This window comes from Cytobacillus sp. FSL K6-0265 (assembly GCF_038003465.1).
Lineage (GTDB): Bacteria > Bacillota > Bacilli > Bacillales > Cytobacillaceae > Cytobacillus > Cytobacillus stercorigallinarum.
On the sequence record NZ_JBBOPE010000001.1, the window covers coordinates 1,778,020 to 1,796,169 of the forward strand.

Genomic DNA, 18,150 nt, shown 5'->3' on the forward strand with positions numbered 1-18,150 from the left:
GGAAGTAACAGACTGCTCCTGGTCTGTGCTTACCAACCCTCTTTGTCCGCAGGCAAAGAGGGTTTTATATTAAAGGGGAGAAATACCACCATGAATAAACCAGTATTAGACATACATGATAAACCAACGCCAGTACATTGGCTCACCCTCAGTTTACAACATTTATTCGCCATGTTTGGTGCTACCATCTTAGTACCATACTTAGTAGGTTTAAGCCCAGCTATTGCCCTAATCTCAAGTGGTATCGGAACACTTGCTTTCCTAATGATTACAAAATGGAAAGTTCCTGCATACCTAGGTTCGTCTTTCGCATTTATTATTCCTATCCAGACCGCACAGCTCGAAGGTGGACCTGGCGCTGCCATGATAGGAAGCTTTATGGCAGGTCTCGTTTATGGGGTCGTCGCTCTTATTATTAAGCAAGCGGGTTATCGTTGGATTTTGAAATTATTACCACCCATTGTTACAGGGCCTGTTATCATCGTTATCGGACTTGCGTTATCTGGAACTGCAATTGACATGGCCATGAACAACCCAGTAACAGGAGAATATAGCATGCTTCACTTCTCGGCAGCTTTAATTACGCTTGCTGCTACAGTCATTATCTCAGTTTATGGAAAAGGCATGCTTGGAATGATTCCGATTCTTGCTGGTATCATTATCGGTTATGTATATTCACTCATGATTGGCATTGTTGACTTCTCAGTTGTTGCAAAAGCTGCATGGTTTGAAATGCCTGAATTTATCTTACCTGTGATGGATTATGATGTCAGAATTACTCTTGATCTTGCTCTACTGATGATCCCAGTTGCTGTTGTCACTCTTTCTGAACATATCGGTCATCAACTTGTACTCGGAAAAGTAGTGGGCAAAGACTATATAAAAGACCCAGGTTTACATCGTTCCATCTTAGGAGATGGGATGGGAACAATGTTATCAGCTCTAATTGGTGGACCACCGAAAACCACCTATGGAGAAAATATCGGTGTCCTTGCAATCACCAAAATTTACAGTGTTTATGTCATTGCCGGAGCAGCAGTGATTGCCATCGTCTTCGGATTTATCGGAAAAGTAACAGCTTTAATAAGTTCAATACCGACACCAGTTATGGGCGGGGTTTCAATCCTTCTATTCGGTATCATAGCTTCTTCAGGATTAAGGATGCTTGTAGATAATAAAATCGACTTTGGAAATAACCGTAACCTAGCTATCGCCTCTGTTATCCTTGTATTAGGAATTGGCGGCGCGCATTTACAACTTTGGGTCTTCAACTTAGAGGGAATGGCGATTGCCGCAATTGCTGGGGTTGTACTCAACTTAGTCTTACCGGGTAAACCGGAAGTAGATGAAAATATGTTTGAAAACTAATTACGCCTTTTAAAAGGAATCCAGAGAGGTTCATAAGGGTGTTGAGGAGCTGAGTTCAAAGTGGGAAGAAAATCTCACTTTGAATCACTCATGTTTATTCGACACCTTGACTTGTTTTTGTCAAGGTGTTTTTTAATAGAAGTCAAGGGAGATCAACCTTTACGCTTCAATAAAAAAGGAGGCTGTCTTTTATGGAACATTGTCTGACTACAACTGATCTAACAATAGACGAAATTCAAGGGATTTTAGCCGATGCAGAGCGTTTTATTAACGGTGAAATATGGAAGCCTAAAAACAAAGTTTTTATCGCGAATCTCTTTTTTGAAAACAGCACAAGAACAAAGTGTAGCTTTGAAGTTGCTGAAAGAAGATTGGGCTTAGATATTATTCCATTTGAAGTGAGTACTTCTAGTGTGTCAAAGGGTGAAACGCTCTATGACACAGTAAGGACGCTTGAAGCAATTGGTGTTCAACTAGCTGTCATCAGGCATCACGAGAATTGTTATTTTGATCAACTTATTGGGAAGACGAAAAGTGCGATTATTAATGCAGGCGATGGTTGTGGACATCATCCCACACAATCTTTGCTTGACTTACTAACAATTAAACAAGAATTCGGTAGCTTTAAAGGGTTAAAGGTAGCAATCGTTGGTGACTTACGTCATAGCCGTGTTGCAAGGTCAAATGCAGAGAGTTTAAATCGGTTAGGTGCAAACGTGATTTTCTCAGGACCAGAAATATGGTTCGATCAAAGTATGGCCCAACACGGGCAATATGTGTCTATCGATCAAGCGGTAAAAGAAGCCGATGTCATCATGTTGCTAAGGGTACAGCATGAACGCCATGAAGGTAGTATATGGGACGCTGAAAAGTATCATAAAGCATTTGGATTGACACTTGAACGGGAAAAAATGATGAAAAAGAGCAGCATTATTATGCACCCTGCACCAGTTAACCGTGGTGTAGAGATTGCAGACAGTCTAGTTGAGTGTGGACGGTCGAGAATTTTCAAACAAATGAAAAATGGTGTATTTATTAGAATGGCGGTATTAAAAAGAATAATTGAACAACTTGAAGGGGGAGAGCGTAATGGGAATCATCATCAAAAATGGTCAATTGCTTACTAATGAAGGGGAATTACTTCAACAGGATGTGTTCATTAACGATGGGAAGATTGAAGAAATCAGTGACTCTATCGCAGTAAATGATCATGAGGTCATTGATGCAACAGGTCAACTTGTAACAGCAGGATTTGTCGACCTTCATGTCCATTTACGCGAGCCAGGTGGTGAACATAAAGAAACAATTGCAACTGGTACACAGGCAGCGGCGCGAGGCGGATTCACTACAATTGCTGCCATGCCAAATACAAGACCTGTACCAGATAGTAAGGAACAAATGGAAACATTACATAAAAGAATCACTGAAACAGGTGTAGTGGAAGTATTACCATATGCCTCGATCACGATAAGAGAAGCTGGAGAAGAACTCACAGATTTTGCAGCACTTAAAGAAGCAGGAGCCTTCGCTTTTACTGACGACGGGGTTGGGGTGCAGTCAGCAGATATGATGTACTCAGCGATGAAAAAAGCAGCAGAAGTAAATATGGCAATTGTCGCTCATTGTGAGGAAAATACATTAATTCATAAAGGAGCCGTTCATGAAGGGAAGTTTTCAAAAGCGCAAGGGATAAACGGTATCCCTTCAGTATGTGAATCTGTGCATATTGCAAGAGACGTGCTATTAGCAGAGGCAGCCAATTGCCATTATCATGTTTGTCATATTAGCACAAAAGAATCAGTTCGGGTGGTAAGAGATGCCAAAAGAGCAGGGATTAAAGTAACGGCAGAGGTGACGCCACACCACTTATTGTTATCAGAAGAAGATATTCCTGGTCTTGATACTAACTATAAGATGAATCCGCCACTTAGAGGCAAAGACGATCAAGAAGCGCTGTTGGAGGGGCTACTAGATGGCACCATCGATTTTATCGCTACTGACCATGCCCCGCATACAGCAGAAGAGAAGGCTGAAGGGATGACATTATCACCATTCGGTATTGTAGGGTTAGAGACAGCTTTTCCACTTCTTTATACGAACTTTGTTAAGAAAGGTATTTTCACACTAAAGCAACTCATCGATTTCTTAACAATAAAACCAGCTGAATCTTTCTCTTTAAATAGAGGGTTATTACAAACAGGAAACAGGGCAGATATTGTTTTGCTTGATTTAGAAAAGGAAGAAGCAGTTGATCCAGATACCTTCTTATCAAAAGGTAAAAATACACCGTTTGCTGGTTGGAAGTGTAAAGGTTGGCCAACAACGACAATTGTTGCTGGAAAGGTAGTCTTTAAAAAGGGGAGTGTAACAGCATGAAAAGACAATTGATTTTAGAGGATGGCACAGTATTTATTGGTGAAGGCTTTGGTAGTGGTAAACAAACGATGGGTGAAGTCGTGTTTAATACAGGTATGACAGGATACCAAGAAGTTTTATCTGATCCTTCGTATTGTGGCCAAATTGTGACTTTAACTTACCCGTTAATCGGTAATTATGGTATTAACCGTGATGACTTTGAATCTATTCATCCAGCTATCAGTGGCTTCATTGTTAAAGAAGCAGCGGAATATCCATCAAACTTTCGTAATCAACAATCGCTTGCTGAGTACTTTTCTATGAAAGACATTCCAGGCATCGCAGGGATTGATACGCGAAAGTTAACACGAATCATCCGTAAAGCCGGAACATTAAAAGGAACGATTTGTAGCATAGAAGAAAATGTTACCGATGTATTAGAAAAAATGAAAGCAACTAAACTGCGAGTGGATCAAGTAAAGCAAGTATCAACAAAAACGCCTTACCCATCACCAGGGCGTGGCAGAAGAGTAGTATTGGTCGATTTTGGTATGAAGCACGGGATTTTAAGAGAGTTAAATAAAAGAGACTGTGACGTCATAGTCGTTCCCTATCATACATCTGCACAAGAAATATTAAACTTGAGCCCGGACGGTATTATGTTATCTAATGGTCCTGGGGATCCAAAAGATGTGCCCCAAGCAATTGAAATGGTTAGAGAGATTTTAGGTAAAGTCCCACTATTCGGCATTTGTCTCGGCCATCAAATTTTCGCTCTCGCATGCGGAGCAAATACTGAAAAAATGAAGTTTGGTCATCGTGGGTCGAATCATCCCGTAAAAGACTTGGCTACCGGTAAGATTGCAATCACTTCACAAAACCACGGTTACTCTGTCAACGAGATGTCGGTTGATCAGACAGACCTAGAAATTACGCATATTGCCTTGAATGATGGCACAGTTGAAGGGTTAAAACATAAAGTCTACCCTGCTTTCACCGTACAGTACCACCCAGAAGCATCACCTGGACCAGAGGATGCGAACGGTCTTTTTGAACAGTTTTTAAGTTTAATTGAAACGAACAGACAGGAAGGTGTTTATCAATGACAAAGCGTACAGACATAAAAAGCATATTAGTAATTGGATCAGGCCCCATTGTCATTGGGCAAGCGGCAGAATTTGACTATGCTGGAACACAAGCATGTATCGCACTAAAAGAAGAAGGTTACCGTGTCATTTTAGTCAACTCCAATCCAGCCACGATTATGACTGATACAGAAATTGCCGATGCAGTCTACATTGAGCCGTTAACACTTGAGTTTGTTAGTAAAATTATTAGAAAAGAACGTCCGGATGCCCTCGTACCAACGTTAGGTGGGCAAACAGGTTTAAATTTGGCGGTAGAATTAGCCAAATCAGGTGTGTTAGAAGAATGTCAGGTAGAAATTTTAGGAACGAAGCTATCTGCGATTGAACAAGCAGAGGATCGTGATTTGTTCCGTACGTTGATGAATGAGCTCGGTGAACCGGTACCTGATAGTGAAATTATTCACACATTAGAAGAGGCCAAACAATTTGTTGACATTGTTGGTTACCCAGTCATCGTAAGACCTGCTTTTACACTAGGTGGAACAGGTGGAGGCATTTGCCACAACGAAGAAGAACTAAATGAAATCGTGACAAGCGGATTGAAAAATAGCCCAGTGACCCAATGTTTGCTAGAGAAAAGTATTGCCGGTTTTAAAGAGATAGAATATGAGGTTATGAGAGATTCAAATGATAACGCAATTGTCGTTTGTAATATGGAGAATATTGATCCTGTCGGGGTACATACAGGAGACAGTATTGTTGTGGCACCAAGCCAAACATTAAGTGATCGTGAATATCAAATGCTGAGAAACGCTTCTCTTAAAATAATTAGAGCACTTGGGATTGAAGGTGGCTGTAACGTTCAACTCGCACTTGATCCCTACAGTTTCCATTACTACATTATTGAAGTGAATCCTAGAGTCAGTCGTTCTTCCGCACTCGCCTCTAAAGCGACGGGCTATCCAATTGCCAAGCTTGCAGCAAAAATTGCCGTTGGGTTAACTTTAGATGAAATGATGAACCCTGTAACAGGAAAAACATATGCAAGCTTTGAACCAGCATTAGACTATATCGTGACAAAAATTCCACGTTGGCCATTTGATAAATTTGAATCGGCAAATCGTTCATTAGGTACGCAAATGAAAGCAACTGGTGAAGTCATGGCGATTGGCCGGAATTTTGAAGAGTCAATTTTGAAAGCTGTAAGGTCACTAGAAGCAAATGTGCACCACCTTTTCTTGCAAAACGGGGCCGAAATTGATGATGCTCTTTTACAAAAGCGTATTCGTAAAGCTGGTGATGAGCGTTTATTCTATATAGGTGAAGCGTTAAGACGCGGAGTTACAATAGAAACCATTCATGAATGGAGCCAAATCGACTTATTTTTCCTATATAAATTGAATAAAATTGTGGAGATGGAAACTCAATTAGCAAAAAATATTGGAAACCTAGAAACTTTACAACTAGCGAAAAAACTAGGCTTTGCTGATACGACGATCGCCAACTTGTGGTCAATGAAAGAAAGAGAAGTCTATGAAATGAGAAAAGAGGCGTGTATCACCCCAGTTTATAAAATGGTCGACACTTGTGCGGCAGAATTTGAATCGGAAACACCTTATTATTACGGTGCATATGAAGATGAGAATGAGTCGATTGTGACAAATAGGAAGAGTGTGCTTGTATTGGGGTCTGGTCCAATCAGAATCGGTCAAGGTGTAGAGTTTGATTATTCCACTGTTCATGCGGTATGGGCAATAAAAGAAGCTGGATATGAAGCCATCATTATCAACAATAACCCTGAAACAGTTTCAACTGACTTTAGTATTTCGGATAAACTATATTTTGAACCATTAACGATTGAAGATGTAATGCATATTATTGACCTCGAGAAGCCAGAAGGAGTAGTTGTTCAGTTCGGTGGTCAAACGGCGATTAACTTAGCAGCAGGTCTTGTGGAACGCGGAGTGAAAATATTAGGAACTTCGCTAGAGAATCTCGATCGCGCAGAAGACCGAGACAAGTTTGAACATGCATTGCAAGAATTAAACATACCTATGCCGCAAGGGAAAACAGCATTATCAGTAGAAGAAGCGGTGGAGATTGCAACTGATATCGGTTATCCAGTTCTTGTTAGACCCTCTTATGTACTAGGTGGTCGAGCGATGGAAATCGTATATAAAGAAGAGGAGCTTCTCTTCTATATGAAGAACGCTGTGAAAGTAAATCCGGAGCATCCAGTATTAATCGATCGATACTTAACGGGGAAAGAAATTGAAGTGGATGCAATCAGTGATGGAAAGACTGTAGTTATTCCAGGAATAATGGAGCATATCGAACGAGCTGGGGTGCACTCAGGGGATTCGATCGCTGTTTATCCTCCACAAAATATAAGTGTTAGCATTCAAGAGAAACTAGTTGATTATACGGAGAGGTTGGCAAAAGGACTTGGTATTATCGGGTTATTAAATATCCAATATGTCGTCTCAAAAGGTGAAGTATATGTGCTCGAAGTCAACCCCCGCTCAAGTAGAACGGTACCTTTTTTGAGTAAAATTACAAACGTACCAATGGCGAAGATTGCAACAAAGGTCATTCTAGGGGAAACATTACAAAGTCAAGGGTATGAAAATGGGTTGGTACCTGAAAAAACAGGTGTATACGTTAAAGTACCGGTGTTTTCTTTCGCAAAATTGAGAAGAGTTGACATCACCCTTGGTCCAGAAATGAAATCAACTGGTGAGGTGATGGGTAAAGATCAAACACTTGAAAAAGCTTTATATAAAGGGTTAGTTGCTTCGGGTATGAAGATTTATCCATATGGCACAGTTTTAATGACTATAGCAGACAAAGATAAAGAAGAAGCTTTGAGTCTCGCCAAACGCTTTGCTTCTACCGGTTATAGATTAATGGCAACAAGTGGTACGGCTGAATATCTTCAAAGTGCCGGTATACCTGTTGATATTACGAATAAAATTGGTGCTGATGAGCCGAACTTACTTGATGTCATTCGAAATGGGCAAGCGCAAATTGTCATTAATACACTGACAAAAGGAAAGCAACCAGCAAGAGATGGCTTTAGAATTCGCAGGGAATCGGTAGAAAATGGGGTTCCATGCTTAACATCATTAGATACGGCAGATGCGATTCTACAAGTCATCGAATCAATGACTTTCTCTGCAGATGCAATGAATAAACTAGAAGAAAAAGTAGTACAGGAGGCGGTTTTCTTATGATCAAACAAGAAATATGTCAAGTAATTGATCAAAGAGAAATCGCAACAAATATTTATGAGCTCACTGTAAAAGGTGAGCTTGTTCATGAAATGACAGAGCCAGGTCAGTTTGTACATGTAAAAGTGAATAACAGCCTTTCACCTCTATTAAGAAGACCGATATCTATTGCAAATATAGATCAATCCAGACAGACTTTCACAATGATTTACCGTGCAGAGGGGAAAGGTACAAGTCTGTTAGCGAAATTAAAACAAGGCGATTTACTTGATGTGTTAGGCCCACTTGGTCACGGTTTTCCTGTAGATGAAGTAGAGTCTTGTGAAACGGCATTGCTCGTTGGTGGCGGCATAGGCGTCCCGCCGCTATATGAACTTTCGCAAAGACTAACGGCAAATGGTGTAAATGTAATCCATGTTCTCGGATTTCAAACGAAGAATGCCGTTTTTTATGAAGAAGAATTTAAGCAATTAGGTGCAACTTATATTACAACTGCTGATGGGAGTTACGCTTATTCAGGGTTAGTCACTGATGTCATTAAAAATGAAAATATAACTTTTGATGTTTTGTACACTTGCGGGCCAACACCAATGCTACGGGCACTTGAGAAAGAAAACAGACATAAAAAGGTATTTTTATCCTTAGAAGAGAGAATGGGTTGCGGAATAGGTGCTTGCTTTGCTTGTGTTTGCCATACAGGTGACGATCCAACAGGAGTTTCTTATAAAAAGGTTTGTAGTGATGGGCCCGTATTTAGGGCAGGGGAGGTTGTCATTTGAATGCTCTAAATATTAGCCTACCAGGGCTTAGTTTGAAAAACCCAATTATGCCGGCATCGGGTTGCTTTGGATTCGGTAGAGAATATAGTCACTTGTATGATTTAAGTCAGCTTGGTGCGATTATGATTAAAGCGACAACGAAAGAAGCTAGGTTCGGAAATCCAACACCGCGGGTAGCAGAAACATCTGCGGGTATGTTGAACGCAATTGGACTGCAAAATCCTGGATTGACAAAAGTTGTTGAAGAAGAATTACCATGGCTCTCTCAATTTGATGTCCCTATTATAGCGAATGTAGCGGGATCGATGGAGGAAGATTATATCGCAGTAGCAAAAGAGATTTCACAAGCACCGAATGTTCATGCGCTTGAGTTGAATATTTCTTGCCCGAATGTGAAAACAGGTGGTATTGCCTTTGGTACTGTTCCGGAAATTGCGCAATCATTAACGAAAAAGGTGAAGGAAGTCTCAGCAGTACCTGTATATGTAAAACTCTCTCCAAACGTAACAAATATCGTTGAAATGGCAAAAGCCGTTGAAAATGGTGGGGCAGACGGATTAACGATGATTAATACACTTGTAGGGATGAGAATCGATATAAGGACCGGTAAACCAGTGATTGCTAATCAAACAGGGGGGCTTTCCGGACCGGCCATTAAACCTGTTGCTATTCGTATGATTCATGAAGTAAGCCAGCAAGTGTCCATTCCGATCATAGGCATGGGGGGCGTGGAAACGGCTGAAGATGTAATTGAATATTTTTATGCCGGAGCAAGCGCCGTTGCAGTGGGGACGATGAACTTTGTTGATCCATTTATCTGTCCAAAAATAATCGCAGAGTTGCCAGAACTGATTCACTCATTAGGCTTTGATCATATTTCTGAATGTACAGGAAGGAGCTGGAAGACTGTTGAAAAACTCACTCATCATCGCGCTTGATTTTGCTAATGGTCAACAAGTGGACGATTTCCTCAAACCTTTCACAAATGAGCAATTATTCTTAAAGGTTGGAATGGAGCTATATTATCAAGAAGGTCCACAAATTGTGGAACGATTAAAAGCTGAAGGCCACCAAGTTTTCCTAGATTTAAAGCTACACGATATTCCGAATACAGTAAAAAGTGCCATGAGGGGACTTGCTCGTCTCGGATGTGACTTAGTGAATGTTCATGCAGCTGGTGGAATGGAGATGATGAAAGCAGCTGTTGAAGGGCTTGAGGAAGGGAAACTTCAAGGCGATGAACGGGCAAAAATAATTGCAGTCACCCAATTAACGAGTACATCACAACAACAAATGAATAAAGAACAGTTAATTCCTGGTTCATTAAACGAGTCGGTATTGCACTATAGTCAATTAACGAAACAAGCTGGGTTGGACGGAGTCGTTTGTTCTACTTTTGAAGCAAAGCAAATTGCAGAAAGGTTAGGCAATGATTTTCTAACAGTTACACCAGGAATTAGGATGGCGAATGATGATAAACAAGATCAAAAAAGGGTTGCCACACCTGATTTTGCCAGAAGCGAAGGTGTCTCAGCGATTGTGGTCGGACGCTCCATTACAAAAGCAACTGATTCCCTTGCTGCCTATTATCAAATTAAAAATCTTTGGGAGGGCATTTCCGTATGAAAAAACAAATAGCAGAAAGCTTATTAACTATTAAAGCAGTGGCATTAAATCCTAAAGATCCGTTTACTTGGTCGTCAGGTTTAAAATCTCCCATATACTGTGATAATCGTTTAACATTAGCGTATCCAGCAGTAAGAAGTGAAATAGCTAAAGGCCTCAAAGCGTTAATTGAAGATCATTATGGTGATGCTGAAGTAATAGCGGGAACAGCAACTGCAGGTATACCACATGCTGCATGGGTAAGTGAGCGGATGAACTTACCGATGTGTTATGTACGTTCAACAGCAAAAGCGCATGGTAAAGGAAAACAAATTGAAGGGAAGGCAGAAAAAGGGCAAAAAGTAGTAATAGTTGAAGATTTAATTTCAACCGGTGGCAGTGCTATCAATGCAGTAGAAGCATTAAGAGATGCTGGCTGTGAAGTGTTAGGGATTGTCGCTATCTTCACTTATCAATTGCAAAAAGGAGAAGAGTTACTTCAAGCTGCGAAAGTCTCAGCTCACACACTTTCCGATTTTAATGCATTAAAAGAGGTCGCAAAAGAGCAAGGTACAATTGAGGCATCAGACTTTGATGTATTAGACGAATGGAAAAAAGATCCACAAGCATGGGGCAAAGCATTCGCATAACAAAAATGGTCGAAAAGTTTGATTACTTTTCGACCATCCTATGTGTATTGTCCTGAGATATTACAGCGACGATAAAAATCCCAATTGATGGTCTTTAATGAATCCATCAATTGGGGTTTTTTTATTTCTTTTTACTTAGTGAAATGACTTTTTCTTCATCAGGGGTGACGAAGATTGTTTGTTGTTGATCATAAATGACAAATCCTGGCTTAGCACCGCTTGGCTTTTTCACATTGCGTACCTTTGTAAAATCGACGGGAACACTGCTTGAGTTACGTGCTTTACTAAAGTAGGCAGCTAAACAAGCAGCTTCTTGTATAACCTCATTACTTGGCGCTTTATCTCTAATGACCACATGGGAACCGGGAATATCTTTTGTATGTAGCCATATGTCATCTTTTGCTGCTAATTTATTTGTTAAATAATCATTTTGCTTGTTGTTTTTACCAACAATCATCTCTGTACCATCACTAGCGACAAAATAATCGAGAATTGGCTTTGTATTTCCGGGCTTTTTCTGTTTTCTTTGTCTTTCCCGTAAGTAACCACCTTCAACGAGTTCCTCACGTATTTCTTCAATATCTTTCGGTGAAGCGGTTTGTATTTGTTGTAACAGATGATCGAAGTAGTTAACTTCTTCATAGGCTTGATCTATTTGTTCTTGTACAACTTTTTTGGCATGTTTTGCTTTTTGATATTTTTTAAAGTATAGCTGTGCATTTTGCGATGGTGTTTTTTGTGTATCTAAAGGGATCAGGACATTGCTGCCATTTTCATCATAATAATTGCTCACTTCAATCTCATCCATCCCTCTTTGAATGGCATACATATGAGCGGTAATTAATTCACCGTACAATTGAAATTGCTCGGCGTTTTTTGCATCTTGCATCGTTTGCTTTAATTTCTCTATTTTTTTTGTATTTTTTTCTTTTTCATTGCTAATGAATTTTTCCAAGTCATTGCCTTGTTGTTTGACGCGGTCTCTTTCAGCTTTGCCGAAATAATAGCGGTCAAGCATTTGACTTAAACTCTCGAAATGACGGTGTTCTCCTTTAATATGATCTAATTGAAGGAAATAGAAAGTCTCTTTTTGATCACTCGTCGTGATGGTTGGTTTAACTTTGTTGCTTCTTACTTTATCCATTGCCATGATAAAAGCTGATGGTAATGTTGCGCGGTTGGCTAGACCTGCTTGATAAACAATTTCTTTTGCAAACAGTGGTGAAAATCCGCTGTAATGTTCTACAAGCTGTTTATCTAACTTCCCGCTATTAAAGTCCAATCTTCGTAATACATCCGTCTCATCTGCTTCTAATGGGTTGGCTTTATTTTGCGCAGGTGGAGCCATATAAGTTTGACCTGGAAGTAAGGCACGATGCCTATTAACGGCAAAGGATACGTGTTTAATACAATCGAGAATCATATTTCGTTCTTGATCGATAAGCGTAATATTGCTATGTCGTCCCATTATTTCAATAATCAGCTTTTTATAGGATACGTCTCCAATCTCATTACGGCCTTTGATTTCAAGGATAATAATGCGGTCTAAATCCATTTGTTTAATATCTTCTAATATATATCCTTCTAAATGTTTTCTTAATAGCATACAAAACATCGGTGGAATGCTAGGGTTGTCATAGGTTTCATTCGTTAATTGTACCCGAGCATAACTTGGATGAGCAGATAAAAGTAATTTATGATTTTTTCCGTTTGCTCTAATCACTAATATCATTTCATTTTTATAAGGTTGGTGAACTTTATTAATTCGACCACCTTTAAGAGTGGATTGTAACTCCTCTACCATCGCTTTTGTAAATAATCCATCAAATGACATTGAAAACATCCTTTTCTACGCACGAGATTCAGCGCTGTGCGTCTCTTTACTTTATGGAAGCTATTTTCCCATAAACAAATGGTTTTTAAAAGCTTTCTGTTTATGTAAAAAACATTCTTTCTCATAATAGCATAGCATTTTTTAGGACGAGACTGAATAAGCTTTCATGAGAGCCTTAAAAATAGGACAGCTCTCCATCGAGACAGTAGGGGAAGTAGGACGGTTCGCATTCAAGCATGTGCGAATTCTCTTAAAATGAAAAGGAGGAAGTGTGATGTCCGGATGAAATACCATGAGATGGAAGCGAGAGAGGTTGAGGATACGTTAAATACGAATAGGCATGAAGGCATGTCTGAAGAAGATGCGCAAAAAAGGTTAGAGCAATTTGGATATAATGAATTAGTAGAGGGAGAAAAGCAATCTGCTTTACTCTTATTTTTTAGTCAATTCAAAGACTTTATGACTTTAATTCTATTAGTAGCCACATTAATATCTGGTCTACTGGGTGAATATATTGATGCAATTGCCATCATTGCAATTGTGCTTATCAACGGAGTATTAGGGTTTTTCCAGGAACGAAAAGCGGAGAAATCATTAAGTGCTTTAAAAGAATTATCAACGCCTCATGTAACGGTATTACGTGATGGGGAATGGAAAAAGATTCCTTCAAAAGAAGTGGTTGTTGGTGACTTACTGAAGTTCTCCTCCGGTGATAGAATTGGGGCGGATATCCGCTTAATCGAGTGCAATAACTTAGAAATAGAAGAATCGGCCTTAACAGGTGAATCATTACCAGTGCAAAAAACAGTCGCAGCAATTAAGCAAGATAACCCCGGAATCGGCGATATGGAAAATATGGGCTTTATGGGTACGATCGTAACCAAGGGTAGCGGAGTGGGGGTTGTCATTGGCACAGGAATGAAAACAGCGATGGGACAAATCGCTGATATGATTCAAAGTGCGGAAACGATGACAACACCGTTGCAAAGAAGGTTGGAACAATTAGGAAAAATCCTCATTGTTGTCGCACTATTCTTAACGGTTCTTGTCGTAGGTATCGGTGTACTTCAAGGACAAGAATTATATACGATGTTTTTAACAGGGGTATCGTTAGCTGTAGCAGCTATACCAGAGGGATTACCGGCGATAGTCACCGTGGCCTTATCGCTTGGAGTCCAACGCATGATTAAACAAAAGGCGATTGTCAGAAAGCTCCCAGCAGTAGAAACATTAGGATGTGCTTCTGTCATATGTTCTGATAAAACGGGAACCTTGACTCAGAATAAAATGACTGTCACCCATTTATGGAGTGGTGGGAACACGTGGCAAGTAGATGGCATTGGTTATACACCAAAAGGTGATTTTTATCGCAGCGAAAAACGTGTAGATCCGAAAAAAGAAAAAACATTACAACAATTATTGATGTTTGGTATGCTTTGTAATCATGCTGAGATTCATAAGAAGAATAAAGAATTTATCATTGATGGTGACCCAACTGAAGGTGCATTGTTAGTCGCTGGGATGAAAGCGGGGTATAGTCGACCCTCTTTATTAAATCAGTATGAAATTCTCGAAGAATTTCCTTTTGATTCAACTCGAAAAATGATGAGTATCGTATTAAAGGATGCCAGTGGCAGAAGATTTGTAGTCTGTAAAGGGGCACCGGATGTGTTGGCGCAAAACTGTGAGAGTATCCTGTGGGATAATCGTAAACAAGCAATGACGCAAGAGATGCATAAATCAGTTAATGAGGCCATTCACGGTTTAGCCTCCCAAGCACTTAGAACGATTGCGATTGGATATAAAGAATTGACGAATGAGGGCAGAATAACATCGGAAAAAGATGCAGAAAATCGATTGACGTTCATTGGTTTACAAGGAATGATTGACCCACCAAGGACAGAGGTACGAGCAGCGGTTAGGGAGTGTAAAGAAGCAGGAATTAAGACAGTGATGATTACTGGTGATCATGTTACGACTGCTCAAGCCATTGCGAAACAATTAGGTATTCTTAATAAGTCAACAAAAGTAATGGAAGGTAAAGCACTAGCTACAATGAGTACAGAAGAGTTAGAAGATGTAGTTGATGATGTATCAGTGTTTGCGCGTGTTTCACCAGAACATAAACTAAAAATTGTTAAAGCTTTGCAAAATCGCGGTCATATTGTGGCCATGACAGGGGACGGAATCAATGATGCACCAGCTATCAAGGCTGCCGATATTGGCATTGCTATGGGCATTACCGGGACGGATGTAGCAAAAGAAGCATCTTCTCTTATTTTACTTGATGACAACTTCGCTACTATTAAATCAGCAATAAAAGAAGGTCGAAATATTTACGATAATATTAGAAAATTTGTGAGGTATTTACTTGCATCTAATGTTGGCGAGATACTCGTAATGCTGTTTGCAATGATACTAGCGTTACCTCTGCCACTCGTACCTATACAAATTCTTTGGGTGAATTTAGTAACAGATGGCCTGCCAGCGATGGCTTTAGGGTTAGACCGACCAGAAGGGAATGTCATGAAGCGAGAGCCGCGTAATCCTAAAGAAGGTATTTTTTCTAGAGGACTTGGCTGGAAGGTTATTTCAAGAGGGTTTTTAATTGGTGGAGTGACCTTACTTGCATTTATGCTCACATATAAAGGCGATCCAAATGAGCTCGCCTATGCGCAAACTGTCGCCTTTGCGACATTAGTCCTTGCCCAATTAATTCATGTGTTTGATTGTCGTAGTGAAAAATCCGTTTTTGCTCGAAATCCATTTGGAAATATGTATCTTGTCTGGGCGGTCATTTCTTCGGTTTTACTTATGCTTGTCGTTTTATATTGGCCGCCATTGCAACAAATTTTCCACACAGTACCAATCGCTGGTCGTGATTGGTTAATGATTGTTGGCTTATCTGCTGTCCCAACATTTTTACTTGGCTTCACATATTTGGCAAGAAAAACGAAGTGAAATATGGTATAATCCTTTAGGTAGTAGAGTGACACTCTATTACCTTTTGGTTTTTAATGCAAACTACATAATGTATGAATGTAAGAAACAGGTATGGTTAGTGCCAAATTTGTAGAAGAAAATTGTAGGTACTTCCCGCAAACGGCGAAAGGAAGTGTGGTTAAACGATGGTAGTGAGTATGACAGGGTATGGACAGGGTAAAAGGCAAACTGACACCTTCTCTATCACGATTGAAGTAAAAACGGTTAATCATCGTTTTACAGAATATTTTCTGCGCATTCCAAAGCAATTTCTCAAGCTGGAAGATAAAATAAAAAAAACGCTTAATCAATACATTAAGCGTGGTAGAATAGAAGTCTATGCAACCATAGAACAAACGGGATCGAAACAAAAAAAGATACGTGTGGATTGGGATTTGTTAGACGAATTTTATCGTTCAATGACAGAAGTGAAAGAAAAATATATGTTAAGTAGTGAACCTGGGTTAAAAGATTTACTTAATGACGATGTGTTTGCTATTGTGGAAGTGGATGAAGACGACGAATGGTTAGATGAGTTAATCATTGAAGCGACAAATGAAGCTGGTAAAGAGTTGCAAATGATGCGTTTAGCTGAAGGTAAGGAGCTAGAGAAGGATCTTTTTAAACAGCTTGGTTTATTAACTGAATGTCTTAACCGCTTATATGACTTAGCTCCTAACGTCGTAAAGCAATACGAGGACCGTTTGCGTAAGCGGATGGAGGAATATGCTGATGGTCATATTGATGAATCAAGAATCATAACAGAGGTGGCAATATTTGCCGATAAGGCAGATATCAATGAAGAGTTGACACGACTTGCTTCACATCGAAATCAATTTCAATTGACTCTCTCCTTGGATGATGCAATTGGTAGAAAACTTGATTTTATGATTCAAGAGATGAATCGTGAGGTCAATACAATCGGTTCAAAAGCAAATGATTCTACCATTGCTGGGGAAGTGGTTGAAATGAAGGGTCTATTAGAAAAGATGAAAGAACAAGTACAAAATATTGAATAAAGCGGTTTAGAAACGTGTGAGAAAGGTCAAAATAGTTAACTGATGACGGGGGGACGCATATGTCAATAAAATTAATTAATATTGGTTTCGGAAACATTGTTTCTGCCAATAGAATCATATCAATAGTGAGTCCGGAATCGGCACCAATTAAAAGAATTATTCAGGATGCAAGAGACCGTGGTGTACTGATAGATGCAACATATGGCCGTAGAACAAGAGCAGTAATTGTCATGGATAGTGACCATGTCATTTTATCTGCTGTTCAGCCGGAAACAGTAGCTGCACGACTGAATGACCGCGATGATGTTATCGATGAAGGGTAGGATTTTCTAATGAAGGAAAAAGGTTTATTAATTGTACTCTCAGGTCCATCTGGTGTAGGGAAAGGTACAGTGAGAAAAGAGATCTTCTCGCAGCCTGATACGGCTTTTGAATACTCTATTTCTATGACTACAAGAAAACCGAGACAAGGTGAAGTTGATGGAGTAGATTATTTCTTTAAATCACGTGAAGAATTTGAAACATTAATAGAGCAAGATAAATTATTGGAGTATGCTGAGTTTGTTGGCAACTATTATGGAACCCCTGTTGATTATGTCAAACAAACGTTAAACGAGGGTAAGGATGTATTTTTAGAAATAGAAGTACAAGGGGCAAAGCAAGTGCGAGAAAAGTTTCCTGATGGCTTGTTTATCTTCCTGGTTCCTCCTAGTTTATCTGAATTAAAAAATCGAATCGTCACGAGAGGCACGGAAACAGAAGATAGTATTAATCACCGTTTAAGTGCAGCTAAAGAAGAAATTGAAATGATGAAATTATATGATTATGTTGTAGAAAATGATCAAGTGGAAAACGCTTGTGAAAGAATTAATTCGATTGTAGTAGCAGAACATTGCCGTCGCACTCGGGTTGAACCTAGATATTTGAAAATGTTGGAGGCTGAATAATATGTTAAATCCATCAATTGATTCATTGATGACAAAAATCGATTCAAAATACTCTCTTGTATCTGTAGCTGCTAAAAGAGCACGGAAATTACAAAATAATGAAGAGCAATATCGTTTAGAAAAATATGTATCACATAAAAATGTTGGTAAAGCATTAGAAGAGATTAATGCAAATGAACTTTTTTATCGCTTAGGTGATACAACGCATGAAGGGGAAAAAAGATAAAATCCACATATTTGAAAAAATAACAACCTGTATGGAGGTTGTTATTTTTGTTCATAGCCGTAAAATT

Annotated in this window: 15 protein-coding genes; 14 read left to right on the forward strand and 1 reads right to left on the reverse strand. The window is 39.5% G+C overall.

The window, feature by feature from the left end; all coding sequences use genetic code 11:
- Positions 1–90 precede the first annotated feature (90 nt).
- The 9 genes from MHH73_RS09205 to pyrE all read left to right on the forward strand — a co-directional run bounded on the left by MHH73_RS09205 (position 91) and on the right by pyrE (position 11,075).
- Positions 91–1,368: a uracil-xanthine permease family protein gene (locus tag MHH73_RS09205; RefSeq protein ID WP_191812348.1), complete on the forward strand. Its 1,278-nt coding sequence runs from the start codon at positions 91–93 to the stop codon at positions 1,366–1,368.
- 191 nt (positions 1,369–1,559) lie between these two features.
- Positions 1,560–2,495: an aspartate carbamoyltransferase catalytic subunit gene (locus MHH73_RS09210; protein WP_191812346.1), complete on the forward strand. Its 936-nt coding sequence runs from the start codon at positions 1,560–1,562 to the stop codon at positions 2,493–2,495.
- Positions 2,458–3,744, forward strand: coding sequence for a dihydroorotase (locus tag MHH73_RS09215; RefSeq protein ID WP_191812344.1), 1,287 nt, complete (start codon positions 2,458–2,460; stop codon positions 3,742–3,744). Before MHH73_RS09210 ends, MHH73_RS09215 begins: the two co-directional genes overlap by 38 nt.
- The gene (locus MHH73_RS09220; RefSeq protein ID WP_191812342.1) at positions 3,741–4,829 is read left to right on the forward strand and encodes a carbamoyl phosphate synthase small subunit; all 1,089 of its coding nucleotides are present in this window, start codon (positions 3,741–3,743) and stop codon (positions 4,827–4,829) included. Before MHH73_RS09215 ends, MHH73_RS09220 begins: the two co-directional genes overlap by 4 nt.
- Positions 4,826–8,044: a carbamoyl-phosphate synthase large subunit gene (gene carB / locus MHH73_RS09225; RefSeq protein WP_191812340.1), complete on the forward strand. Its 3,219-nt coding sequence runs from the start codon at positions 4,826–4,828 to the stop codon at positions 8,042–8,044. Before MHH73_RS09220 ends, carB begins: the two co-directional genes overlap by 4 nt.
- Entirely contained in the window at positions 8,041–8,820 is a 780-nt protein-coding gene (locus MHH73_RS09230; RefSeq protein ID WP_191812338.1) for a dihydroorotate dehydrogenase electron transfer subunit, read from the forward strand. The genes carB and MHH73_RS09230 overlap by 4 nt, the downstream gene beginning before the upstream one ends.
- Positions 8,817–9,758: a dihydroorotate dehydrogenase gene (locus MHH73_RS09235; RefSeq protein ID WP_191812336.1), complete on the forward strand. Its 942-nt coding sequence runs from the start codon at positions 8,817–8,819 to the stop codon at positions 9,756–9,758. Before MHH73_RS09230 ends, MHH73_RS09235 begins: the two co-directional genes overlap by 4 nt.
- Positions 9,730–10,446, forward strand: coding sequence for an orotidine-5'-phosphate decarboxylase (pyrF, locus tag MHH73_RS09240; protein ID WP_191812334.1), 717 nt, complete (start codon positions 9,730–9,732; stop codon positions 10,444–10,446). The genes MHH73_RS09235 and pyrF overlap by 29 nt, the downstream gene beginning before the upstream one ends.
- Positions 10,443–11,075, forward strand: a complete 633-nt coding sequence (gene pyrE, locus MHH73_RS09245) for an orotate phosphoribosyltransferase (protein WP_191812332.1) — start codon at positions 10,443–10,445, stop codon at positions 11,073–11,075. Before pyrF ends, pyrE begins: the two co-directional genes overlap by 4 nt.
- A 121-nt stretch (positions 11,076–11,196) precedes the next feature.
- Here the strand turns inward: pyrE and MHH73_RS09250 are convergent, their stop codons facing one another.
- Positions 11,197–12,909 (reverse strand): Rqc2 family fibronectin-binding protein, encoded by a 1,713-nt coding sequence (locus MHH73_RS09250; protein WP_341066323.1) that lies wholly within the window; start codon positions 12,907–12,909, stop codon positions 11,197–11,199.
- A gap of 282 nt (positions 12,910–13,191) precedes the next feature.
- Between MHH73_RS09250 and MHH73_RS09255 the strand changes: the two genes are divergently transcribed.
- The 5 genes from MHH73_RS09255 to rpoZ all read left to right on the forward strand — a co-directional run bounded on the left by MHH73_RS09255 (position 13,192) and on the right by rpoZ (position 18,083).
- Positions 13,192–15,870, forward strand: a complete 2,679-nt coding sequence (locus MHH73_RS09255) for a cation-translocating P-type ATPase (protein WP_404826077.1) — start codon at positions 13,192–13,194, stop codon at positions 15,868–15,870.
- A 167-nt stretch (positions 15,871–16,037) separates the two neighbouring features.
- Positions 16,038–16,910 carry a YicC/YloC family endoribonuclease gene (locus MHH73_RS09260; protein ID WP_191812326.1) on the forward strand — a complete coding sequence of 291 codons (873 nt, stop codon included), beginning with the start codon at positions 16,038–16,040 and terminating at the stop codon, positions 16,908–16,910.
- A 59-nt stretch (positions 16,911–16,969) separates the two neighbouring features.
- The gene (remA, locus tag MHH73_RS09265; protein WP_095369581.1) at positions 16,970–17,233 is read left to right on the forward strand and encodes an extracellular matrix/biofilm regulator RemA; all 264 of its coding nucleotides are present in this window, start codon (positions 16,970–16,972) and stop codon (positions 17,231–17,233) included.
- Between the two features lie 9 nt (positions 17,234–17,242).
- Entirely contained in the window at positions 17,243–17,857 is a 615-nt protein-coding gene (gmk, locus tag MHH73_RS09270) for a guanylate kinase (protein WP_191812324.1), read from the forward strand.
- A gap of 1 nt (position 17,858) precedes the next feature.
- Positions 17,859–18,083 carry a DNA-directed RNA polymerase subunit omega gene (rpoZ, locus tag MHH73_RS09275; RefSeq protein WP_095369579.1) on the forward strand — a complete coding sequence of 75 codons (225 nt, stop codon included), beginning with the start codon at positions 17,859–17,861 and terminating at the stop codon, positions 18,081–18,083.
- The last annotated feature ends 67 nt before the right edge of the window (positions 18,084–18,150 follow it).

Coding starts and splice junctions, on each gene's coding strand:
- MHH73_RS09205 (WP_191812348.1), top strand. CDS start 91: ATGAATAAACCAGTATTAGACATACATGATAAACCAACGCCAGTACAT.
- MHH73_RS09210 (WP_191812346.1), top strand. CDS start 1,560: ATGGAACATTGTCTGACTACAACTGATCTAACAATAGACGAAATTCAA.
- MHH73_RS09215 (WP_191812344.1), top strand. CDS start 2,458: ATGGGAATCATCATCAAAAATGGTCAATTGCTTACTAATGAAGGGGAA.
- MHH73_RS09220 (WP_191812342.1), top strand. CDS start 3,741: ATGAAAAGACAATTGATTTTAGAGGATGGCACAGTATTTATTGGTGAA.
- carB (WP_191812340.1), top strand. CDS start 4,826: ATGACAAAGCGTACAGACATAAAAAGCATATTAGTAATTGGATCAGGC.
- MHH73_RS09230 (WP_191812338.1), top strand. CDS start 8,041: ATGATCAAACAAGAAATATGTCAAGTAATTGATCAAAGAGAAATCGCA.
- pyrE (WP_191812332.1), top strand. CDS start 10,443: ATGAAAAAACAAATAGCAGAAAGCTTATTAACTATTAAAGCAGTGGCA.
- MHH73_RS09250 (WP_341066323.1), bottom strand. CDS start 12,909: ATGTCATTTGATGGATTATTTACAAAAGCGATGGTAGAGGAGTTACAA.
- MHH73_RS09255 (WP_404826077.1), top strand. CDS start 13,192: ATGAAATACCATGAGATGGAAGCGAGAGAGGTTGAGGATACGTTAAAT.
- MHH73_RS09260 (WP_191812326.1), top strand. CDS start 16,038: ATGGTAGTGAGTATGACAGGGTATGGACAGGGTAAAAGGCAAACTGAC.
- remA (WP_095369581.1), top strand. CDS start 16,970: ATGTCAATAAAATTAATTAATATTGGTTTCGGAAACATTGTTTCTGCC.
- gmk (WP_191812324.1), top strand. CDS start 17,243: ATGAAGGAAAAAGGTTTATTAATTGTACTCTCAGGTCCATCTGGTGTA.
- rpoZ (WP_095369579.1), top strand. CDS start 17,859: ATGTTAAATCCATCAATTGATTCATTGATGACAAAAATCGATTCAAAA.